At 35.4% G+C, this 1,752-nt stretch carries 1 protein-coding gene and 2 rRNA genes; all 3 read right to left on the bottom strand.

The genetic code is table 11. The annotated features are described in order from the left end of the window. Positions 1-282: 282 nt before the first annotated feature. Positions 283-1,257 carry a zinc-dependent alcohol dehydrogenase family protein gene (locus tag ACFQZ1_RS11845; protein ID WP_377882372.1) on the bottom strand — a complete coding sequence of 325 codons (975 nt, stop codon included), beginning with the start codon at positions 1,255-1,257 and terminating at the stop codon, positions 283-285. 229 nt (positions 1,258-1,486) lie between these two features. Further along, positions 1,487-1,602 (bottom strand): 5S ribosomal RNA (gene rrf, locus ACFQZ1_RS11840). 49 nt (positions 1,603-1,651) lie between these two features. Continuing rightward, positions 1,652-1,752 (bottom strand): 23S ribosomal RNA (locus tag ACFQZ1_RS11835); the annotation flags it as partial.

The raw sequence follows: 1,752 nt of genomic DNA, 5'->3' as shown, positions 1-1,752 counted from the left end.
ATAAAGTGTTTGTCTAGCATCATAAATAAAAATTGACGTTTCACGTTGTTTGTTTCGTTCAGTTTTCAAAGAACTTGTCTGCCGCTTAATTGCGACTTCCTTATATTAACATCCCTGTGTTTCAATGTCAACTAAATTTTTCATTTCGTTTTCGCTTTCTGCTTTGTTGCATCAGCGACTCCTACTATATTACACACTTATATACTAATAGTCAATACTTTTTATAAAATCTTTCTTACTGTTATTACAATGATCTAACCATCCTTCATTATGCTCCTAGTTTCAACTATTTAAAAATATTTTTCCTTTCTGTTCAGAATTAAGAGCTTTTTTTACATCTGAAAGTTGATACTGAGCATAAGGTCTTGTTAATATTAATTGTTTATCATGAATACATTGTATAATCTGACGAAATGTTTCATGCCATTTTCTTGTAGAAATTTGTTGATTCCAATGACGTAAATGAAATATGTTTGCATGCACTTTTGTATTATTCATAATCTCTGTCCAATCAACAGGTATTCCGGACAAAAGGCCTATCGTTAACAAAGTTCCATTCGCACGTATACAGTAAGCTAGATTTGTACCAGATGATCCTCCTATAGAATCAATTGCTGCTTTAACTTTACAACCATTTGTTAATTCCATAACTGTTTCATAAAGCGGGGTGGTCATTGTATTAATTACATATGAAGCACCAAGTCGAATTAATTCTTCTGTATAAGTATCATTACGTGTTACTGCAATTAAACGAAATCCTAAAACACGAGATAATTGTGCAAAAATATGGCCAATAGACGATCCGCAAGCATTTACAATCAAGTCATCCCCCGGTTTTAATGCCAATACTTCTGTACAGATAACCCATGCTGTAATCGGATTAATATAAAGCTGAGCTGCCGTATAATCATCAACATAATCTGGAATTAAAACAGCTAGTTCAGCTGAAGATTTTACAAACTCTTGCCATGTACCTTCACCTCGTAGCGGCAATACTCGCTTACCAACAAACCATTTAGAAACAGAGGGGCCTACTTCTTCTATAAAACCAATCCCTTCATATCCCGGAATAGCCGGTAAAGAAATTCGATTAGAATATGCTCCTCTAATGGGAATTAAATCAGATGGATTAATTGGTCGAGTTTTCATTCGTACTAAAATTTCGCCAATACCCGGATCTCTAACTTCCTTATTCTCTATCTGCAAAACTTTTTGAGGCTCTCCAAATTCATAAAACTTAATACTTGTCGCTTTCAAAATAAGAAGTCTCCTTTCACTCATTTATATAGATACATTGTATCCCTATATATCTCATTCATGTGAAGTTAATTTGCCTGTATTATGTGAATTTCAGGGGAATTATGGGCATACTTTTTATTTCTTACACTTAGGATGACTTCAACACTCGGTCTATCAATTGCCTTATGTAAAAGGAAAAACAGTTTATATACAAAAAAAGACGAGTCATACTGACTCGTCTCAGATTGCCTGGCAACGTCCTACTCTCACAGGGACAAAGTCCCAACTACCATCGGCGCTAGAGAGCTTAACTTCCGTGTTCGGTATGGGAACGGGTGTGACCTCTCTGCCATCATTACCAGACTTATGAAGGTATATTCCTTCAAAACTAGATAACATTTGCTTCATATATATGGTTAAGTCCTCGATCTATTAGTATTCGTCAGCTCCACATGTCACCATGCTTCCACCTCGAACCTATCAACCTGATCATCTTTCAGGGATCTTACTAGC

The sequence above is a fragment of the Bacillus sp. CGMCC 1.60114 genome (genome assembly GCF_042676365.1).
Classification (GTDB): domain Bacteria; phylum Bacillota; class Bacilli; order Bacillales; family Bacillaceae_G; genus Bacillus_A; species Bacillus_A rhizoplanae_A.
The sequence above is the reverse complement of the archived record's forward strand: the minus strand, read 5'-3'. Positions and strand labels throughout refer to the sequence as shown.